At 59.6% G+C, this 15,306-nt stretch carries 17 protein-coding genes; 11 read left to right on the forward strand and 6 right to left on the reverse strand.

Annotated features, from left to right (window positions below):
- From AF71_RS05800 to AF71_RS05815, 4 genes are all read right to left on the reverse strand, one after another.
- A partial coding sequence (locus AF71_RS05800; protein ID WP_169680304.1) for a hypothetical protein occupies positions 1–369 on the reverse strand: 369 nt, incomplete at its 3' end.
- A gap of 693 nt (positions 370–1,062) precedes the next feature.
- Complete coding sequence (locus AF71_RS05805) at positions 1,063–2,016, reverse strand: C45 family autoproteolytic acyltransferase/hydolase (RefSeq protein ID WP_169680305.1); 954 nt, start codon at positions 2,014–2,016, stop codon at positions 1,063–1,065.
- A gap of 340 nt (positions 2,017–2,356) precedes the next feature.
- Positions 2,357–2,845 carry a hypothetical protein gene (locus AF71_RS05810; RefSeq protein ID WP_025660766.1) on the reverse strand — a complete coding sequence of 163 codons (489 nt, stop codon included), beginning with the start codon at positions 2,843–2,845 and terminating at the stop codon, positions 2,357–2,359.
- A gap of 9 nt (positions 2,846–2,854) precedes the next feature.
- Positions 2,855–3,010: a hypothetical protein gene (locus AF71_RS05815; RefSeq protein ID WP_018856222.1), complete on the reverse strand. Its 156-nt coding sequence runs from the start codon at positions 3,008–3,010 to the stop codon at positions 2,855–2,857.
- A 297-nt stretch (positions 3,011–3,307) separates the two neighbouring features.
- Between AF71_RS05815 and AF71_RS05820 the strand changes: the two genes are divergently transcribed.
- From AF71_RS05820 to AF71_RS05845, 6 genes are all read left to right on the forward strand, one after another.
- On the forward strand, positions 3,308–3,847 hold the full coding sequence (locus tag AF71_RS05820) for a cytochrome c oxidase subunit 3 (RefSeq protein WP_169680306.1): 540 nt from the start codon (positions 3,308–3,310) through the stop codon (positions 3,845–3,847).
- Positions 3,844–4,131, forward strand: a complete 288-nt coding sequence (locus AF71_RS05825) for a hypothetical protein (RefSeq protein ID WP_169680307.1) — start codon at positions 3,844–3,846, stop codon at positions 4,129–4,131. The genes AF71_RS05820 and AF71_RS05825 overlap by 4 nt, the downstream gene beginning before the upstream one ends.
- A gap of 360 nt (positions 4,132–4,491) precedes the next feature.
- Positions 4,492–4,944, forward strand: a complete 453-nt coding sequence (locus AF71_RS05830; protein WP_018856218.1) for a cytochrome c — start codon at positions 4,492–4,494, stop codon at positions 4,942–4,944.
- A 17-nt stretch (positions 4,945–4,961) separates the two neighbouring features.
- Complete coding sequence (locus tag AF71_RS05835) at positions 4,962–6,302, forward strand: cbb3-type cytochrome c oxidase subunit I (protein ID WP_018856217.1); 1,341 nt, start codon at positions 4,962–4,964, stop codon at positions 6,300–6,302.
- A gap of 27 nt (positions 6,303–6,329) precedes the next feature.
- Positions 6,330–7,142, forward strand: a complete 813-nt coding sequence (locus AF71_RS05840) for a CbbQ/NirQ/NorQ/GpvN family protein (RefSeq protein WP_169680308.1) — start codon at positions 6,330–6,332, stop codon at positions 7,140–7,142.
- 7 nt (positions 7,143–7,149) lie between these two features.
- Entirely contained in the window at positions 7,150–9,042 is a 1,893-nt protein-coding gene (locus AF71_RS05845) for a VWA domain-containing protein (RefSeq protein ID WP_169680309.1), read from the forward strand.
- Positions 9,043–9,565: 523 nt separating this feature from the next.
- Here the strand turns inward: AF71_RS05845 and hemN are convergent.
- Positions 9,566–10,918, reverse strand: a complete 1,353-nt coding sequence (hemN, locus tag AF71_RS05850) for an oxygen-independent coproporphyrinogen III oxidase (protein ID WP_169680310.1) — start codon at positions 10,916–10,918, stop codon at positions 9,566–9,568.
- Between the two features lie 219 nt (positions 10,919–11,137).
- Between hemN and AF71_RS05855 the strand changes: the two genes are divergently transcribed.
- The 5 genes from AF71_RS05855 to AF71_RS05875 are packed head-to-tail and all read left to right on the forward strand — an operon-like array spanning position 11,138 to position 13,899.
- Positions 11,138–11,422, forward strand: coding sequence for a DUF2249 domain-containing protein (locus tag AF71_RS05855; protein WP_062368245.1), 285 nt, complete (start codon positions 11,138–11,140; stop codon positions 11,420–11,422).
- Between the two features lie 15 nt (positions 11,423–11,437).
- Positions 11,438–12,811, forward strand: a complete 1,374-nt coding sequence (locus AF71_RS05860; protein ID WP_169680311.1) for a hypothetical protein — start codon at positions 11,438–11,440, stop codon at positions 12,809–12,811.
- Positions 12,795–13,313, forward strand: coding sequence for a DUF2249 domain-containing protein (locus AF71_RS05865; RefSeq protein WP_025660775.1), 519 nt, complete (start codon positions 12,795–12,797; stop codon positions 13,311–13,313). The genes AF71_RS05860 and AF71_RS05865 overlap by 17 nt, the downstream gene beginning before the upstream one ends.
- Entirely contained in the window at positions 13,306–13,608 is a 303-nt protein-coding gene (locus AF71_RS05870; protein ID WP_169680312.1) for an iron-sulfur cluster assembly protein, read from the forward strand. The genes AF71_RS05865 and AF71_RS05870 overlap by 8 nt, the downstream gene beginning before the upstream one ends.
- Before the next feature lie 30 nt (positions 13,609–13,638).
- Positions 13,639–13,899, forward strand: a complete 261-nt coding sequence (locus AF71_RS05875; RefSeq protein ID WP_169680313.1) for a DUF6522 family protein — start codon at positions 13,639–13,641, stop codon at positions 13,897–13,899.
- Positions 13,900–14,079: 180 nt separating this feature from the next.
- On the opposite strand, the gene AF71_RS05880 is transcribed toward AF71_RS05875, so the two are convergent.
- Positions 14,080–15,294, reverse strand: a complete 1,215-nt coding sequence (locus AF71_RS05880) for an NnrS family protein (RefSeq protein WP_169680314.1) — start codon at positions 15,292–15,294, stop codon at positions 14,080–14,082.
- Positions 15,295–15,306: the final 12 nt, after the last annotated feature.

A 15,306-nucleotide genomic window follows, 5' to 3' on the forward strand; every position in this document is an offset into this window, starting at 1 on the left:
GGCAACCGTGGCCACCAAGGTGGCAACGGCGGCTCCGGCGACCAGAGCGGCAACAGCGCCGCAGGCAGCGGCCAGGGTGGCGGCAACTCCGCGGGCGACAATTCCGGCACCAGCGGTAGCCAGACCAACGGCGACCAGGGCAGCGGCAGTCAGGGCGGCGACAACCCAGGCAACAGCGGCAATTCGAACACTGGCGGAAATCAGTGCGGCGGCAACTGCGGGAATGGCGGCGGAAACGGCGGCGGAAACGGCACCGGCAATGAAGGCAATGGCAATGGCACGGGTTCGAACAGCGGAAGCGGCAACCAAAGCGGCGGCAGCTCGGGCAGCAATGGGAGCCACGGCAACTCGGGCAATAACGGCAACCATCGGTAGCACCTAAATACTTGTGTCATAAAGCCAATCAAGATGAAAAGAGGCCCTCAATGGGCCTCTCTTTGATAGCAAGCCGAAGCTGGCAGAAGTCCAAATTCTCGCCCAGCCGACATTCGAAGATACTCAACCGATCGGCGCCGTGTTGGGCCTTTGGCAGCTCTGCGCAAGTATCAGTCTGAGCACCGCCAGGCGGACGGCCTCTTGGCGCCCACCCCATAGTTTGGCCGACGACAGTGGGTCACAGCTACCCCTTCCGGCCGCATGGTAGCGCCGATAGCCATGGGACTGGCTTTCCTGCGCGCCTTTAGCTTCGCCCGGTGTGTGTTAGCTGAGGATGAAACCTTAGACGCTTGGCTTCGCAGAGCAACCGATTGGCGTCGCCCAAGAAGACCAGCCGTCCCCGGGGAGAGAGCCACGAAAACACACGTCGGCAACGCCGCGACCTGCGACACGAAGTGGAAGAAGGCGAACGACACCTCGACCGCCGGCGGCAAGATCCTGGGGGCTGGCAAGCTTATGGACGGAGCAGCGCGTAGTTGCGAAGCCCACTCGGTCAGTCTCCTCGCCAACACGCCAGCCATTTGCTGTCGATATGCGCGAAGATAGACACGATATATCCGCCGAGAGAGGTGGCGACTGCTGCTGATTGTTCGGTGGCAGAACTATCGCTGTGGAAGGAGTGAGTGGCTAGCCATAGCTGTGCATATACTCGTCTTCTTCGAAATCCTCGAAACCTTGGGACCAGCGCTTGCCGGGCCAGATATAGTCCACTCTCCCTTCCACGGGGCGGTAGACGGCAGTGTAAAGCGTCGGAAAGGAACCGTTCCTGGAATACAACGGCGGTAAAAGAAATAGATCGGTCAGTCGCGAGAGTGTCATGGTTGGATCATCGATCGCCTGCTGAATCAGATGCTGGCGCGCCAATGATGACGATGAGGGCCTGGCGGTTCGCTGATGGTTCGTGCAGGCCTTCAACCTTGTAACGATCGGCCGCTGGTGGGGAGCGAGCAGCACTGTGGCGTAGTGCCCTGAACGGTCGAGGACGGTCACGTTTTGTGGGAGCGCTACTGGTATTCGGCAGAGCGTCGCCACCGCCTGACTTACATCGTGGCAAGTTTCGAGGATGTAGCGGATGATCAAAATGATCGAGAAGCCAAGTCCTTGAGCACGGCTGCCGCCAAGGGTGACACTGGCGACAAGTCCGTCCTCGTTCATACCATCGACACAGCCTCCCCAGGGCCGCTGCGCCTTGCAGATCACCCGCATTCCCGACCACGCTGTGATCTCAAATCGTTCCGAAACAATATCGGGTGGGTAATCGAAATTGCGGATGAGGGCTGGCCCTCCTCTTCCCAACCAGACGGCCTGACTGCAGCCGTGGCGTTCTGGCGCAGGACGGAAGTGACTGAGCATTCGATGCGCCACGTCATCGTCGCCAACGAGGTCGCACGCGCGGTCGTAGTGGAGCGTCAACTTCGGCATGTAATTCACCAAGGCCGCGCGGCAATCCTTCGCCGTTGGCGTCGGTGATGCTTGATGGCCGAAATACCATCGTTCTGCTTCCGCTCGCCCAGCAACGAACCGGGAAAGCCAAGCCTTTCCGGGGCGATCTTCCCGTTCCATGAGAAATCTCTTGAACATTGTGCAGCTATTGTAACCCGCTGCAAGCGGTGCGGCTACGTCGCTCTATTGCTCTAAACAACAACCGATCGTTCGGCTCTGCTGCGGCGGCAACTCGGCGTAGTCACCCGGTTCAAGTTCACGCTGCACCCGCCAGGCCCGGTTGTCTGGTCGCGCGCCGCTACAATTGGAAAGGAGGATTTTGGGCGGATATCACAGATGAGGCGATTGATTCGTGGCCCGGTTGAAGATTGGCGGCCCCATTGCCGAGCTGTTCGAGGGTGGCGTCGGTTCCGCCTTTAAAAGGTCGCCGGCGACGACATCACAATCACCCCGAAGCTTACTGTTCAAACAGACGCACTTAGACGATCTCAGTCGCGAGCTGTGCGTCCAGAACGGTCATGCCCTCATGTCGCGCAAGTGCTTTCCGGATCTGCCCTACGATTTCCCGTTCGGCCTTGATGCGTCGCCGCATCAAGCAGAAGAACGATCGCAGGAGATATCCGATGGCATCCCACGACAGCCTGCAGTCGCCGTTCTTCAAAGCCAGCAGGACGTCGACCACCTCTTGCGCGGCATCCATGTCGAACAGGCGTTCGGTGGATCTTCTATTTTCGGCCTCCACGCGATCATGGTCCGGCATGATTGCATGCAGTGACGCAGAAACAACATGTTCCTCCAGGCCGTGGGTTGCCTGGAGCAGCGGGATCAGGCCGCCCGTCACGGTGTCACACAGCCTCTCGTCTACGTGGCAGGGAAGAAAATCGGCAATCGCTTCCAGAAGGTCGCACCACGATACAAGCTGCCCGTAGCAGGCCTCGAGCTCGGCGAATTTGTTCGGCATTTGCATGATCGCCATCTACCTTTGCAGAAAGAGGCTTGCGGCGATCGCAACGGCGGCAAGGACGGCTGACACGACGCCCGTCCGCTGCAGGACGCCCATGCGGTAGAGCGTGATTGCGAAAATGACGATCACAGGGGTGGCTATGGAAAGTCCGATCTGGGCGTCGGTCATTATGTTCTCCTTTGAAGCGGACCATAGACTTGTCGAGAACAGAGGTCTTTGAGATCGATCAAAGAGACAACAGCAGGCCCGGAAGCGACGGAAGGAGCAAGAAGAAGTGGGGGAACAGGCTGGCTACTGAATACGAAATGCCAGCCTTTGCCGTCCCGGATATCGTCTAGGACGGCACCAAGGTCTCATGTCTTGGTAAACAAAACCTTGCCGACTGGATTGACCGCTGATGCGAGGACCCTGGGGTTTTTGCGTTTCCTCAAAGAAGAAAGCAGATCCATTGCCTATCGAGGGCGCATGACCTCGACGACATCAGACGATCTCGCGGAGCCTGGAACTGGCGACCTGCTTGTTTGGATTCTTGCCTGGAGCGAACTGGCCGCGTTCGGGGCTCTCCTGGCTGCGTTTGTGATAGCCTCCTGGATTAGTCCGGAGGACTTCCTCGCAGGCAGGGCAAGGCTGGACACCACCATACCCATGGCAAACACGGTCGTCCTGCTTGCAAGCGGTTGGTTTGCCGCAATGGCCGCCCGGCAAACGAAATTGTTGGAGCGGCGGTTATTGTTGCTCGCAGCTGCGGCAGGAGGATTTCTCTTCACTGCCCTGAAGGTCCATGAGTACGGTCGGGAGGGAGCGTCCCTTCTTTCAAACGACGCGTTCTCGACGCTCTATGTGCTGATAACGGGCTTCCACCTGGCGCATGTGCTCTTCGGCTCTTGCGTGCTCGCCCTGATAGCTCGCTTCCCTTCCCGTGAGAACGTCCACCTGATGACGACCCTGTGGCACGTCATCGACATTGTGTGGCTCGTAATGTTTCCGCTGGTCTACCTTCTATGAAAATCGAAAACCGGACTTCCGCACGTCCGACCAAGGCGCTTGCCTATCTCTTCGCGCTCACCGGATGCATTGCCATCGGATCGACCTATCTGGGCGTCGCATCAAGACCGGCGTTCATGGCGCTTGTGGTCGTTGTTGCGATCGCAAAAGTCAGGTTGGTTGCTGCCGATTTCCTTGGACTTCGCGGTCGCCGTTCGCCGATTTACCCAGCCTTGATTGCATGGGCGATGACCATCCTTTCCATGGCATTGCTGAAGACCCTCGCTTCGGGCACGTTTTTCTAGATCGCACTGGTCCAGAGCAGACAAAGCAATCCGTCGAGCGCGGCAAGGTAATCGGGTCGGTGCCGGCGCAGGTGCCCCTCGCAATGACGTGACGCTATTTTGCTATCGACGGAGCGGCCCTTCGGAGCGGGCTTCGACGTCTTCCCGGTGTCCAGCCCGGCAACGTTGGTCTGTCGACATCCGGCTGCCTTTCTATGACGCCCGCCGCCGAGCAAAGACCTCACCAACAATGCGTAATCCTTCGCTTACTTGCGAATTGACAAAGACCCCCCGGCGGAATTCGGCCATCCACCAATAACGAGCCCCTGGCTCGATTTCCGACGTCACGGCGGCACCGCCACTGACATGAAAGGATGATCGATGGCTGAACGCCTGACCAAAACCGCGGCCCGAAACGTGTTCTACGGCGGGTCCGCTTTCTTCTTCGCTATATTCGTGGGCCTTACGGCCCACAGCCACTATTACATTCGAACGGTGTCCACCAACGAGGCGACCCTGACAGAAGGCGTCGCCCGCGGAAAACACATCTGGGAAAAGAACTCCTGCATCAACTGCCATACGCTTGACGGTGAAGGCGCCTACTTCGCGCCGGAACTGTCGAACGTCTGGATACGCTGGGGCGGCGACAAGGATCCGGCAAGTGCCCGCGAGGCGCTTCATGCGTGGATGGCCGCTCAGCCATCAGGCATCGAGGGGCGCAGGCAGATGCCACAATTCAATTTGACTGACCAGGAGGTCAACGACCTTGCCGATTTCCTCGAATGGGTCAGCAAGACGAACACCCAAAACTGGCCACCGAACCAAGCCGGCTGACAGGAGAGGTTTTTAAGATGAAGTACAAAACTCAGAGTGTTGCGATGCTCTACTTCTACGGAGCGCTCGGCCTCTTCATGGCACAGCTCCTGTTCGGCGTGATCGCGGGCACAATCTACGTGTTGCCCAACACTCTCTCCGTCATGCTGCCTTTCAACATCGTTCGAATGGTACATACGAACGCACTGATCGTATGGCTGCTCATGGGCTTCATGGGCACCACATACTTCCTCCTTCCCGAGGAGTGCGAGACGGAGCTTTACAGTCCGAAACTCGCAAAGGCGCAGTTCTGGATCTTCCTCGTGGCCGCCGCAGTGGCGGTCGTCGGATACCTCTTCCATATTCACGAAGGCCGGGAATTCCTGGAGCAGCCCTTTGCCATCAAGGTCGGTATCGTCATTGTCGCCCTGATGTTCCTGTTCAACGTCACGATGACGGCTCTCAAGGGGCGCAAGACCACCATCACCAACATCCTTCTGTTCGGTCTATGGGGCGTTGCAATCTTCTTCCTGTTCGCCTTCTACAACCCCGTAAACCTTGCTCTGGACAAAATGTACTGGTGGTACGTCGTTCACCTGTGGGTCGAAGGCGTGTGGGAACTGATCATGGCCTCGGTTCTGGCCTTCCTCATGATCAAGTTGAACGGTATCGACCGCGAAGTCGTCGAGAAGTGGCTCTATGTCATCATCGGCCTGGCCCTCTTTTCAGGCATCCTCGGCACCGGCCATCACTACTACTGGATCGGCGCACCTGGATACTGGCAGTGGATCGGCTCGCTGTTCTCCACCCTCGAAGTCGCACCGTTCTTCACCATGGTCGTCTTCACCTTCGTCATGACCTGGAGGGCTGGACGCAAGCATGAGAACAAGGCGGCCCTCCTCTGGTCGATCGGATGTTCTGTAATGGCCTTCTTCGGGGCCGGCGTCTGGGGCTTCCTGCATACGCTGTCGTCGGTGAACTACTACACCCACGGCACGCAGGTCACCGCCGCTCACGGTCACCTCGCCTTCTTCGGTGCATACGTGATGCTGAATCTCGCCGCCATGGCCTACGCCATCCCGCAGATCCGCGGACGCGCGCCATACAACCAGTGGCTCTCGATCAGCAGCTTCTGGATCATGTGCGGGGCGATGTCGGTCATGACTTTCGCGCTGACCTTCGCGGGCGTCATCCAGGTTCATCTGCAGCGCGTTCTCGGTCAGTCCTACATGGACGTCCAGGACCAGCTCGCCCTCTTCTACTGGGTCAGGCTCGGCTCCGGCGTCTTCGTCTTCATCAGCGCGCTGATGTTCATCTGGTCGGTGCTTGTCCCCGGACGCGCACGCATGCCCAACGCAGCAGTACAGCCCGCCGAATAAGGCGGGCCCCCTCACTGGAGATCAGTCATGACAATAGCCCTCAATCATCCGCTGCATCCAAAGGACGAAATTCCCTACTATGCGCCTCAAGGCAATGAATGCGCCCTTTTCGAAAGCGCCTGGACGCGGCAACTTCCGGTCCTGCTGAAGGGCCCGACAGGATGTGGCAAGACCAGGTTCGTACAGCACATGGCAGCCCGCCTGGGGCTGCCCGTATCGACCGTATCCTGCCACGACGACCTGACCGCGGCAGACCTGACCGGTCGCTACCTCCTGAAGGGAGGCGAGACCGTATGGATCGACGGCCCGCTCACAAAGGCGGTTCGCAACGGTGGCATCTGCTATCTCGATGAGATCGTCGAGGCGCGCAAGGACGTGGCAGTGGTCCTCCATCCGCTCACTGACGATCGCCGGATCCTTCCCCTGGAAAGAACCGGCGAGCTTCTCGAGGCACAGTCGGGCTTCATGGTCGTCGTTTCCTACAATCCCGGCTACCAGAACCTTATGAAGGCGCTGAAGCCCAGCACGCGGCAACGTTTCGTGTCGATCGAATTCGACTTTCTGCCGCGGGACAAGGAAATCGCCACCGTCTCGCGCGAGAGCGGGCTTCCTGAAGCCAGGGTCGCGTCTCTCGTCGATCTCGCCCGACGGCTCCGCTCGTTGAAGGGACAGGATCTCGAGGAAGGCGTTTCGACCCGGCTCCTGATTTATTGCGCGACGCTTGTCGAGGCCGGAATTCCCATGGTCGAAGCCGTCAGGGCCGCAATTATTGAACCACTGACCGACGAGGCCGATGTCAAGGCGGCGCTCATTGAAGTTGCCAGGGCGACGATAGGCTAGGTGCGAGATGCTTGAGTTTCTGGAGCTGGAAGAAACCGTTGGACGCACCTGGCATCGCCTCGTAGGCGATACCAGCTCCTGGAAGCGCCATCCGGAGCACGCTGTCCATCTTGCCGACCTAAAGGCGCAGCTCGCGGTCTGCTTCCGCGCCTTTGGTGGCGGGCGCACGCTTCAGATCCAGAAGGCGCGCCAGAAAACCTCGTCTCATCGTCTGCGGCTTCGCCAGGTTGTCGGTCTCGGCGAGGAAAGAAGCGATCATCCATCCTGGGACAGTTCCGCGATCCATCTACCGGCCACGATCGACCTCTTCCACGACGAGAGGCTCAATCGTGACCTCTACTTCTGGATCGCGGGATATATCGCTGTCGCACAGATGCCGGGGCAGGCCTCCAGCGACAGGATGCTGGGCGACATCGCCCGGATCGAGGCGGGGCGCAGCAATTGCGCGCGGTTGGTCAGGGAATTCCCCGGAATGGCGGAGCGATATGCCCGCCTCAGCCATGCGGTCCTTTCCTGCCGCGTTCGCGGGAAACTCCCTCAGGCAGAGATGCTTGTTGAAGATTTCGTGAAGAGTGCCCTCTCCTTCCCCTTGGAGCATGTCCTCCCGTCGGGGTGCCGGCCCGCTCTTGCGGCGGCTCCTCCCGGATACCTGCCGATGCTTCCCGTTCCCCTCTGGCCCGACTTCACCGGGCGGGCGGAATGCCAACCGACCGACCGAGACGACCTTCCATCCGACGACACATCATCTGATGACGATGGAAAGCGAGTTTCTCACGAGGCAAAGCGAAAGGACGATGCCGCCGACCGAAAGCGCGACCCGTTTATTCTCAACCGCTTCGAGAAGATCCTCGCCATGGCGGAAATGGTCAATGTAGACCGCCCGACGGACGACAGGGAGGACGACGAAACGTCGGCTGCCGACGAGCTCGACGACATCACGCTCAGCGGAACCAAGGAGCGGCCGAAGTCAAAGTTCCACTTCGATCTCGACCTCTCCCCCGAAGCCGTTGATCCTTCGCGAATAGAAGGCGAGTTGCTCTATCCGGAATGGAATTTCAGAACACAACAGTACGCTGAAGACCATTGCCGGGTCGTGCTCGGGACAATTCAGGACACGGAGATTTCCCCGATTGCAGGCGACCAGTCCGTGATCCGGAAGGTACGTAAGCAGTTCGAGATCCTTCGGCCACGACGTGAGATCTGCCGAGCACAGCTGGACGGAAACGAAATCGATCTTGAAGCGGTGGTGCGCTCGCGCATCGATCTTCTGGCCACCGGTTATCCCGATGACCGCATCTACGAATCGTCGCGTCCTGCGGCCCATGAGCTGGCCACATCCATTTTGGTCGACGTCTCGCTATCCACGGATTCGTGGCTCGACAATCGGCGGGTGCTCGACGTGGAGATGCAGGCGCTTAACGTGCTGGCTCGTGGCCTCGACGCCTGCGGCGACAGCTTTGCGATCGACACGTTCACGTCTCGCCGACATAGCTGGATCCGGGTGGACAGTGTAAAGCGCTTCGAGGAACAGTTCTCCGCCACGACCGCCAGGCGCATCGCCAGCTTGAAGCCCGGCTACTACACCCGCATGGGCGCGGCGATCCGACACGTATCTAAGCAACTCGAATTACAGGGGGCAAGGAAGAAGCTGCTGCTGATTCTGACCGACGGAAAGCCGAACGACGTGGATCATTACGAAGGCCGGTTCGCGCTCGAGGACTCCCGACGGGCGGTGATGGAGGCCCGCAATCGCGGCCAGGCAGTGTTTGCGGTCACAGTCGACCGCAATGCTGGCGATTACCTTCCCGCGATCTTCGGGCGGTCGGGCTTCTCGCTGGTCTCAAATATTGCGAAGCTTCCGAGCGCTCTTCCTGTGATCTATCGAAACCTGACGGCATAGCGGGACTACGATCACTGCCAGGGGCTTATGTGCGGGCGTCTGTGCTGGCGATCCAGGCGGTTCTTTTGGCATTGGGGGCCGACGTCGAGGCTGAGGGGCTGGGAAGATTTCCGGCGGCGCTCGCGCGCAAGCCAGGCGCCCTTGGTTCTGCGACTGGTCGCCCGCAAAAGGGGCGCCGGACAGGAGCATCGAAACAATGATGTTGCCAGCTCGCGGACCATCCCCCATGTCACGCCGATCATTTGACGAACGATGCCGCCTTCTGGCGGCGAGTTTCACCGAAACAGGCTCACCGCGAACTTCCATCCACGAGATGCTGCGCGGCAGGATTGAGATTGGCAGCGCGGCGACGGTGCTCGCAAGGGGAGCCTGGCCGCCAACCCTGCCAATGGCGACGAGCGAGACCCCAGAGATTGCCGGAAATGGCGGATACGGTCTGGCGAGTTGCGTCTGGCCGAAACCGTCCCGGCCAGCAGAGAAGGCGAAAGGTCAACACGCCATGAAGAAGCGGGCGCCGACCAGCTTAGGCTGCCTTGCTGTGAGATCGTCCCAAGGACCCGAAATAGGCGTCGAACGCGGCAGCAACCGCCCTGACCATAAAGCGGGAGCTCCTTGAAACGACCACCCGGCCCTCCTCGATCGTGACTACGCCGTCCGAGACAAGCGCCTGCAACCGGTCGTTCCTGTCGAGCAGAAAACCGCTCTCGTATCCTGATTCCTCGGCCAGCTTCGGCAGATCCACCTCGAAGTCACACATCAGGCGCTCGATCACTTTGGCACGAAGCTTGTCTTCCCCGGTTAGCATATAGCCTTTCGCTGTGGGCAAAACACCGGATGCGACCCGTTCAGCATAGCGGCCCAGCGCCACGTGATTTTGGTAGTAACCGGACGGCAGCCTTCCTATCGCGGAGGCGCCAAGGCCGATCAGGGTGGCACAGTCATCCGTGGTGTAACCTTGGAAGTTCCTGTGGAGGGTGCCGGCGCTGGAGGCAACTGCGAGCTCGTCACCTGGCAGCGCAAAGTGATCCAGGCCAATGCGGACATAGCCACAGTTGACGAGTTCCTCCGCCACCGCCTCGGCCTGCTCGTTTCGCTGCGCGGCATCCGGCAACGCGGCTTCATCTATAAGCCGTTGATGCTTCTTGAAGGCCGGGACATGAGCATATCCAAAAACAGCGAAGCGCTCGGGGCTCAATTCGACTGCCTGTCTGACCGTATCCACGCACGATTGGACAGTTTGATGTGGCAGGCCATAGATCAGGTCGAAATTGATGCTCGTCACCCCGAAGGAGCGCAACCCTGCGACGGCTGCCTGGGTCTGACCAAAGGTCTGGATGCGGTTGATGGCCTTCTGAACGACGGGATCGAAACTCTGCACGCCGAGGCTGGCACGATCAACGCCGTTCTCTCCCATCGCCGCGATCATTTCTGGCGCGAGTGTGCGCGGGTCGATTTCGACTGCCACGCTGGCGTCGTGCTCGAACTGAAAGGCGCTCCTGAGTTTCATCATGAGCGCCGCGAACTCGTGGGGCTTCATGATCGTGGGTGTTCCACCTCCGAAGTGGACGTTCTTGACCGGCACATTGTTTCCGGCCGCAAACGACACCAGTTCGATCTCCTGGCTCATGACGTCGAGATATTCCAGGATCGGTGCGTCCTGCCGGGTGATGGTCGTGTGGCATCCACAGTACCAGCACATCGAGCGGCAAAAGGGCACGTGCAGATAGATCGAGACAGGGTCCGAGGCGGATATGGCTTGAAGCCCTTGCGCGTATTCGTCAGGTCCAACTGTCGCAGCGAATGCCGGTGCGGTTGGATAGCTTGTGTAGCGCGGGAGTCGGGCGTCGCCGTATTTGGCGACCAGAGCTTCCGACATGTCGATCTCCTTTCTTGAGGATCATCGCGCTCTTATGTCTGCCCGCCGCCTGCATTTCCTTGTCATATGTCAATGAAAACGAATTCGCACGGGTCAAACCTCCTCGATGTTTGTTCGCTGTCAAAGTGCCCCAATCCGCGCAAGCCTATCGTTGCCAACTGACAACGGATGCGCCGCGGTCCCGTCGATCATCATGCCAGCGGCTGAAGGAACAATCACATGACTGACGCGCCCTCCACGCAAAGCGAAATCACGCATATCGACGTGCGTGTACTGCCGCCATTTGAGCGTCATCCCCAAATCTTCGGCACGCTGCATACGCTGACGCCTGGAAAGGTTTTGCATATCACCAGTGATCACGAACCCCGGCCGCTTCAATACCAGTTGGAAACGGCACTTCCTGGAAAGTTTTCCTGGGAATACCTGGAGCAGGGGCCGGAGGTCTGGCGTGTGGAGATCACCCGTCTCGACGCCGGCTGCGACTGCTGCTGCGGCAGCCACTAGCACCGGAGAAGCACGATGATGCCAATGGGCGCCAGTCTGTCGCGATGGACCATGTGCTACTTCGGCGCAGCGCTCCTCTTTCTGCTGTTTGCGGAGGTTCTGCTTTCAACAGGAAGCTGGGCGCCATCCGTCGACGTCAGCGATCCTCGCGCCCTCATCGTCGTGCACTCTGTAACGATTGGATGGCTTGCCCTCTTGATGATTGGCGCGCTGCTCCAGTTCGCACCGGTTCTTACGGGGTTGAGCCTTCCCAAAGGACGGTACGACGTCCTTGGCCTCGGCGGCATCGTCGCCGGGCTTGCTCTTCTGCTGCTGGGCTTCCATCTGATCGACCGTGGATCCGAACTCGCGGGCGGGGTGATGCTCGCTGCGGTCGCCACTCTGGCGCCTTCGCTTTCCTGGGTGGGAGCTGCGTTGCTGCTGGTGCTGTGGCGCGGTCGCAAAAGCCATCCGGCATCGCCCCTCGTCCTGATCGCAATCGGTTGCCTCGCGGCAACAGCCGCCCTCGGCTCGCTCTTTGCTGTCACCGTTTCGGGTGTCTCCCAGGCACCGGTTTTCATCGTCCTTCTGCTCCACGGGATTCCCTTCCACGCAAGCTTCGGCCTCGGGGGGTGGATGACGCTGGCGGCCATCGGCGTAAGCTATAAATTGCTCCCGATGTTCCTGTTGTCCGACGACATGAAGCGGGCGCAACTTATCGCCAACATGGCTGGCGTGAGTATGGTCGTGCTGGCGGTGGCGACTGCGATTTCACTGACGTGGCCGACCGTTTCCCAATGGTTGCTGGCAGCGGCAGCAACAGTGTTCGCTGTAGCGATCGCCATATATGTACTGGAGTTGATATCGGCCTACAAAGGACGCCGCCGCGGGCCTCTGGAGGTGAACATGTCCGGATCACTGCCGGCCTTCACGCTACTCGGACTGTCAATGTCGATGCTGGCCACAGGCCTCGCATACAACGTGGGGAGCCATTTTCTCGCAGCCGCGGTCTACCTGTTCGTCTTCGGCTGGCTGACGGGCCTGGGTCTTGCCCAATTGCTCAAGATCGTTCCCTTCCTGACGTGGATCGAGGTCTTCGGCCCCCTCCTCGGACGCCGGCAGACACCGCGTCTCTCCGATCTCGTATCGGGAGGCCGGGCCGCGATCTGGCTTTGGCTCTTCTACGGCGCGGTTGTCGTCGCGTCGTTTGCAATATCTTTGGCTTTCGACGGCCTTTTCCGTGTTGCCGTCATCTTCCAGACCTTCTCGACCGCTGCCCTCATCATCGAGCTTGTCCTTGCTCGCTCACTCGCAAATATAGATGCTTCGATGAAGACAGCACCATTCAAAAAGCCGGCGCTTCTTTTCGCCGTTAATCAAAGGGGTAACGCCAATGGTTCAGCTTCGTGAACTCGACGTACGTCAGATCCTGCGGGACGGCGGGATGCCGTTCCAATTGATCATGGATACCGTCTCCAGCCTTGATCCTGGCGAGGGACTTAGGCTCCATGTGATATTCCAGCCGGTTCCCCTGATCCGTCAGCTCGAGCAGCGGGGCTACTCGCACGTCGCTCGAAAGCTTTCGGAGGATGACTGGGAGATCGATTTCGTCCCCGGCGACCAAGCTGTCGAACCTGAGCCGGCGGCCCCGGCGACGGAAGCCATCTGGCCCGATCCGGTTTGGAACCTCGATCTAACCGACCTTCCGCCTCCCGAACCGATGGAGCGTATCCTCGCGCGGCTCGAGACGATGGAAAGCGGCGAAGTCCTTTTCGCCCTGCTGAACCGTGAACCGGTTTTTCTCTTCAATGAGCTGAAGGACCGCGGCCATGAGTGGATCGGGAACTTCGACGACAGCGGAAAGGTTTACAGGATCATGATCAGAGCGACGCCGGCAGGTTCGGATGGCTGATCTCTCTCCGAAGATGATCCTCGACGTGCTCCGGGGAATCAAGGACCCGGAGGTCGGAACCAGCATCGTGGACCTGGGTCTCATCTACGAGATAGATACCGACCCCACAGGCATCGTAAGGATCAAGATGACCACGACCACGCGCTTCTGTCCGGTATCGGGCTTCATCGTCGAGGCGGTAAAGAACCGTGCCGCCGAGGTCGACGGCGTGATCGATGTCGTTGTCGATCTCGTCTACGATCCTCCATGGTCGCCAGACATGGCCGCGCTGTTTTCATTCGAGCAGCCAGCCTGACGACGGCCAAGGATAGAAAGGCATCAAACTGTGAACATCGACCTTGATAACCTCGCCGTAGATGCTTCCTATCTGGCAGGCCGGTTTGGCCTGTCGGCAGAGACGCTTCGGGGCTACATGAAGCGAGGCCTTGTCCGTGGCACAGTCGAGGCCGGTATTGGTGACGACGCCGGCAGGACGCGCCTTTCGGTCCGTTTCGGCAACCGCATCTGGATTGCAATCGTGGGCTCAAACGGCAGCATTTTGAGCGAAGAGACAAGATTTGTCGCAAAGGGACCGCAGGGCTCGTAATCGGGTACGAAGCGGTTGCCCCACCCTGTCGCTTGTTCCCGCCCGTCTCTCTGGAGCGTTCGCTGCTGATGGCCCCGACCTCGTGAGCGCCACAGGACCGTCATCGCGCGTCTTGCCACTTCCCCTTTCGGCTATCGGACGACCGCGCCGAAACGCTCGGCGCGGAACGCTGTCCGACACTCATTTTCCCCTGACGGTCAACGGCTTGCGGCCAGTGCAGAGCATCGGGGCATGCTCGAATGCAAACATTGCCAACGCAGCCATCCATCCGATCGCCGAAGTCATCAATATCTGTGCAGTGAACGATGGCGCGATTTCTGCAAGCGGTCGCAGAAGAGCCACGAAGGCAAGAACGACATAGGATGCGTTCGTCATCCTGCTCGATTTGAGCTTGCGTCCGGTATGGCCGCGAGTGGCACGCGTCATGACGGCCAGCATCATCAGCGAAATGGCGCCGATGGCGAAGACATGCAGTACTGCGATCTGGGGTAGGCCTGTGGCACCAAGAGCGACGGCGGCAAATCCCAATGGCACGAAGGCAAAGGCGGCATGTAGAACGAACACGATCGGCTCCGCCCAAGTGGTCCAGCCGCGCCAACGGTACAGGCGAATGACGTTCATCACCGTCGCGACAGCGGCGACGATGCCGGTCGCGATCGCGTCTGGCCAGACCGCCCAGGATCCGAGCGCGACTGCGCCCACGATGATCGTTGCCGCGTCATACCGATTGTACGGTACGGGAAAGTCGGTTCGCCCGAACTGGTTCAGCCAGTTGCGGGTAAAACTGGGAAGGATTCGGCCGCCGACGATTGTCACCAACAGCACGTAGGCGCTCAGCCCGAGACGAATAGGCAGCTCGGGGTTTACCCCGTTGATTGCCTTCACCTGGAAGCAGACGTTGGCGACGGACAGGATGAAAAGCCCGGCGACAACCTTCAGGTCCTTCCATTTCTTGCCTGCGACTACTTCTCGCGTGCACAGGACAAGCATTGCGGGCAAGAAGAGGGCGTCGACAAAAGCGGCTGCCACAACTCCTGTAAGACCGCTCGCCAACATCGCGAGGCGGCCAGCGCACCAGATCGAGAACAGGAAGGCCAGCGGTCGCCCGGCTATCGGAAGTCTGCCCGTCCAGTTCGGTATTGCCGTGAGCAGAAATCCCGCTAGTATTGCGGGCGCGAAGCCGAACAGCATCTCGTGGGCGTGCCAATATAGTGTCCCATAGTCTTCAGCGACCGGAACACCAAGCGTCAGGTAGGCGGTCCAGAGGCCCATGCTGACAATGCCCCAAAGCGCAGATGCTAGAAAGAATGGCCGGAAGCCATACGAGAAGAGGACAAGGCCGGTCCGCGACATGCCGCGGGGGACGCGCGTCTCGGCGTCCATGGTCTTCTGCATGATCGTAGTCTC

Origin of the sequence: Rhizobium sp. 57MFTsu3.2 (assembly GCF_012932765.1) — a bacterium.
Lineage (GTDB): Bacteria > Pseudomonadota > Alphaproteobacteria > Rhizobiales > Rhizobiaceae > Rhizobium > Rhizobium altiplani.

Bases quoted from the DNA above. Each gene is read 5' to 3' on its own strand.
- AF71_RS05820 (WP_169680306.1), top strand. From the start codon at position 3,308: ATGACCTCGACGACATCAGACGATCTCGCGGAGCCTGGAACTGGCGAC.
- AF71_RS05880 (WP_169680314.1), bottom strand. From the start codon at position 15,294: ATGCAGAAGACCATGGACGCCGAGACGCGCGTCCCCCGCGGCATGTCG.
- AF71_RS05870 (WP_169680312.1), top strand. From the start codon at position 13,306: ATGGCTGATCTCTCTCCGAAGATGATCCTCGACGTGCTCCGGGGAATC.
- hemN (WP_169680310.1), bottom strand. From the start codon at position 10,918: ATGTCGGAAGCTCTGGTCGCCAAATACGGCGACGCCCGACTCCCGCGC.
- AF71_RS05805 (WP_169680305.1), bottom strand. From the start codon at position 2,016: ATGTTCAAGAGATTTCTCATGGAACGGGAAGATCGCCCCGGAAAGGCT.
- AF71_RS05840 (WP_169680308.1), top strand. From the start codon at position 6,330: ATGACAATAGCCCTCAATCATCCGCTGCATCCAAAGGACGAAATTCCC.
- AF71_RS05855 (WP_062368245.1), top strand. From the start codon at position 11,138: ATGACTGACGCGCCCTCCACGCAAAGCGAAATCACGCATATCGACGTG.
- AF71_RS05835 (WP_018856217.1), top strand. From the start codon at position 4,962: ATGAAGTACAAAACTCAGAGTGTTGCGATGCTCTACTTCTACGGAGCG.
- AF71_RS05860 (WP_169680311.1), top strand. From the start codon at position 11,438: ATGATGCCAATGGGCGCCAGTCTGTCGCGATGGACCATGTGCTACTTC.
- AF71_RS05865 (WP_025660775.1), top strand. From the start codon at position 12,795: ATGGTTCAGCTTCGTGAACTCGACGTACGTCAGATCCTGCGGGACGGC.
- AF71_RS05815 (WP_018856222.1), bottom strand. From the start codon at position 3,010: ATGACCGACGCCCAGATCGGACTTTCCATAGCCACCCCTGTGATCGTC.
- AF71_RS05830 (WP_018856218.1), top strand. From the start codon at position 4,492: ATGGCTGAACGCCTGACCAAAACCGCGGCCCGAAACGTGTTCTACGGC.
- AF71_RS05810 (WP_025660766.1), bottom strand. From the start codon at position 2,845: ATGCAAATGCCGAACAAATTCGCCGAGCTCGAGGCCTGCTACGGGCAG.
- AF71_RS05845 (WP_169680309.1), top strand. From the start codon at position 7,150: ATGCTTGAGTTTCTGGAGCTGGAAGAAACCGTTGGACGCACCTGGCAT.
- AF71_RS05825 (WP_169680307.1), top strand. From the start codon at position 3,844: ATGAAAATCGAAAACCGGACTTCCGCACGTCCGACCAAGGCGCTTGCC.